This is a genomic window from Streptomyces sp. NPDC048269 (genome assembly GCF_040652395.1).
Classification (GTDB): domain Bacteria; phylum Actinomycetota; class Actinomycetes; order Streptomycetales; family Streptomycetaceae; genus Streptomyces.
Genome location: NZ_JBEZLW010000004.1, coordinates 1 through 3,259 on the forward strand (window position 1 = coordinate 1; position 3,259 = coordinate 3,259).

The 3,259-nt window shown below is 75.4% G+C and carries 4 protein-coding genes; all 4 read right to left on the reverse strand.

The genetic code is table 11. The features are described 5' to 3' along the window. Window positions 1-171: 171 nt before the first annotated feature. The 4 genes from AB0D48_RS05670 to AB0D48_RS05685 all read right to left on the reverse strand — a co-directional run bounded on the left by AB0D48_RS05670 (window position 172) and on the right by AB0D48_RS05685 (window position 2,192). Complete coding sequence (locus tag AB0D48_RS05670) at window positions 172-723, reverse strand: GAF domain-containing protein (protein ID WP_362391135.1); 552 nt, start codon at window positions 721-723, stop codon at window positions 172-174. Then, window positions 720-1,370, reverse strand: coding sequence for an ATP/GTP-binding protein (locus AB0D48_RS05675; protein WP_362391137.1), 651 nt, complete (start codon window positions 1,368-1,370; stop codon window positions 720-722). Before AB0D48_RS05675 ends, AB0D48_RS05670 begins: the two co-directional genes overlap by 4 nt. Next, complete coding sequence (locus tag AB0D48_RS05680; protein WP_362391139.1) at window positions 1,348-1,686, reverse strand: DUF742 domain-containing protein; 339 nt, start codon at window positions 1,684-1,686, stop codon at window positions 1,348-1,350. The genes AB0D48_RS05675 and AB0D48_RS05680 overlap by 23 nt, the downstream gene beginning before the upstream one ends. A gap of 71 nt (window positions 1,687-1,757) precedes the next feature. Then, a complete protein-coding gene (locus AB0D48_RS05685) occupies window positions 1,758-2,192 on the reverse strand; it encodes a roadblock/LC7 domain-containing protein (protein WP_362391697.1) in 435 nt (144 codons plus the stop codon). Between the last annotated feature and the right edge of the window lie 1,067 nt (window positions 2,193-3,259).

Here is a 3,259-nt window from a genome sequence, read left to right on the forward strand (position 1 = left end):
TCTCCTGCATCGAACGCGGCACCCGCCGCGACGACAACCTCGCCAACGCCTACCGCGACTGGCTCACCGCTGCTTGACAGCCAATAGGAGCTTCATCGGCCGTCCTGCACCGCCGCACGACGGCTTCGCACCGGGGTGCACAACGGCTCAAGGCCGCCTCGCACCACTGCCCTACGCCGTCCGCCGCCGGTCCTCCCGGGCGTGCACCAGCTCCACCAGCTCCGCCGCCAGGGCCTTCGCGGTGGCGAGCCCCTCCGTCCCCCACCGGCGCGGCACCACGTCCACGGCGCACACCGTGCCCAGCACGATCCCGCGCCGGTCCGTCAGCGGCGCGCCCACGTACGAACGCACCCCGCTCTCGTCCACGACCGCGTTGCCCGCGAAGCGTGCGAAGTCCCGTACGTCCTCCAGCACCAGCGCCCGCCGCCGCACCACCACATGCGGGCAGTAGCCGTGGTCACGGGCCAGCACCCGCGCGGGGTAGCCGCTCGCCGGCGCCTCGGCCGCGTGGTGCAGCCCGGCGAAGAACTGCCGTTCCTCGCCGATGAAGTTGACCCCCGCGTACGGCGCGGCGAGCGCGTCCGCGACGCGCCGCGCGAAGGCGTCCAGTTCGGCGTCCACCCGCTCGCCCAGGCCCAGTTCCCGCAGCCGGACGACGCGCGCGGGCGCGTCCCGGTCCACAGGTGTGAGCAGCAGGTGTCCGGTCGATTCGTAGTACGTCATGGCGGTTCCCCCGACTCCGAAGACGAAGAGCTGACTGACGAAGAGCTGGGCCACGGAGAGCTGGCCGTGGACATGCACAGGAGATGGCGGACGAGGGCGGCGAGCGTCCCCGTCCCGGAACTGGTCAGGCGCGCGTCGCACCGTACGACGGGCACCTCGGGCCCGAGGCCCACCGCTTCGCGCACCTCCTCGGGCCCGTAACGGTGGCCGCCGTCGAACTCGTTGACGGCGATGACAAATCCGATCCCGCGCCGCTCGAAGAAGTCCACGGCGGGGAAGCAGTCGGCGAGGCGACGGGTGTCGGCGAGCACCACCGCCCCGAGCGCACCCGCGCACAGCTCCTCCCACAGGAACCAGAAGCGGTGCTGCCCGGGCGTGCCGAAGAGGTAGAGCACGTGGCGCTGGTCGAGCGTGATCCGGCCGAAGTCCAGCGCGACGGTGGTCGTGGTCTTGGCCTCGACCCCTTCCAGCCGGTCGGCGGTCTGGCCGACGTCGCTCAGCAGCTCCTCCGTGCTCAGCGGCTCGATCTCGCTGACCGCGCTCACGAAGGTGGTCTTGCCCGCCCCGAACCCGCCCGCGACCAGGATCTTCAGCGTCGTGGGCGGGGAGCCGGGGGCGGGCGCGTCACAGCCGTTTGTGGAGACCATCGAGCACCGCCCGGAGCAGGGACTGGTCATCGGCGGCGAACGAGCGGCCGCCCGGGAACCGCGGCGCCTGTGCCATGACGGCGCCGTGTTCCATCAGATCGGACAGCAGCACCTTCACCACCACGGCGGGCAGCCGCAGTTGGCCGGCCACCTCGGCGACCGTGACCGCCGCGGCTCCCGCGCACAGCCGCAGGGCGTGGGTGTGCTCCGCCCCCAGCGGGCCGCGCGGCCGTACCCCGGTCGCGGTCATCAGCGAGAGCAGGTCGAGTGCGACGCCCGGCCGGGTCCGCCCGCCGCTGGCGGTGTACGGGCGCATCACCCTGCCCGCCGAGTCGTCGAGCCATGGTGTGTCACGCGTGATCCCCGCTGCCCCCCTCGCGCGGCCCCTCATCGCTCCGGGTCGGCGACGGGCCGGCGCGGCGGTGCGGCCAGGTATGGACGCACGCTCTTGACCAGCATCGCCATCTCGTAGCCGAGCACTCCGGCGTCGGCGTCGCGGTCCGCGAGCACGGCCAGGCAGGTGCCGGACCCGGCTGCGGAGACGAAGACGAGCGCGGTGTCGAGCTCGACGACGACCTGCCGCACCTCGGCTCCGTCCCCGAAGCGGGAGCCGGCGCTGCGTCCCAGCGAGTACAGGCCTGACGCGAGCGCCGCCAGGTGGTCGGCGCTGTCCGCGTCGAGGCCGTGCACGCAGGTGACGAGGCCGTCGGCGGTGAGGAGTACGGCGCTGCGCGTGTACGGCACGCGCTGCACCAGGCCGCTGAGCAGCCAGTCGAGGTCCGAGAGCCGGTTGCCGGTTTTCGTTGCCACTTCGCCGCCCATGGGGGTGCGCTCCTTGCTGAGGTGAGGGGTGGGGGTCATAGCTGGTTCTCCGACTGCGCGCGGCCGAAGCCCCGTTGGAAGGAGGCCATCAGGCCGGGGTCGTGTACGGGCTGATCGGTGTGGGCGGCCGGCCGGGGCACGGGCGCCTCGCGCAGCTGGGGCGCGAGATGCTCCTGAGCCCGCCGCCGGGGCAACGGCGGCCTCTCGCCTGCCGCGGGCCCGGCGGAACCGGCCTGGACCGCGCCCCCGGCCCAGGGCCCGGCGTCGGCTGGGGTGACGAGCCCGGGCCCGGGCTCGCCCCAAGGCTCAGCCGCTGCCGGGGCCGCGAGCCCGGGCGCGGCCCACGACGCGGCCCCGGCTACGGGCCCAGGCGGCATCACGGCCCGTGCTTCTTCGGCCCCGCCCCGCCCCGCGGCTGCGGGTACGAGCCCATCCCCGGGCCCACCCCACGACCCGGCCTCGGCCACGGCCGCGGGCCCCGCCGGCACGGAGTGGCCTTCGCCCTCGCCCCCCTCCCCGCCCCCGTCCCCGTCCCGAGCACCGTTCCCGGCCACGCGCCCCGGCCCAGGCCCGACCCACGACCCGGCCCCAGTGCCCGACCCCGACGGCACACTGTCCCCGGCCCAAGTCCCGTTCCCAGCCCCGGGTACGAGCCCATCCCCGAACCCACCCCACGACCCGGCCTCGGCCACGGCCGCGGGCCCCGCCGGCACGGACTGGCCCTCGCCCCCGTCCCGAGCACCACTCCCGGCCACGGCCACGGGCCCCGGCCCAGGCCCGACCCACGACCCGGCCCCAGTGCCCGACCCGGACGGCACACCGCCCCCGGCCCAAGTCCCGTTCCCAGCCTCGGATAAGAGTGCAGCCCCGGGCTCGCCCCCCGGCTCAACCGCGCCTGCGGACCCGGGCGGCACAGGCTGAGCCTCGGCCTCCGGCTCAGCCGCGCCCACGCTCGCGAGCCCAGCCCGGCTTTCGGCGTCCCCGGAGACGGTGGCGAACCCAGCCCCGGGCTCGGCCCCCGGCTCAGCCGCGCCTGCGGTCGCCCGCCCAGCCGACACAACCTCGCC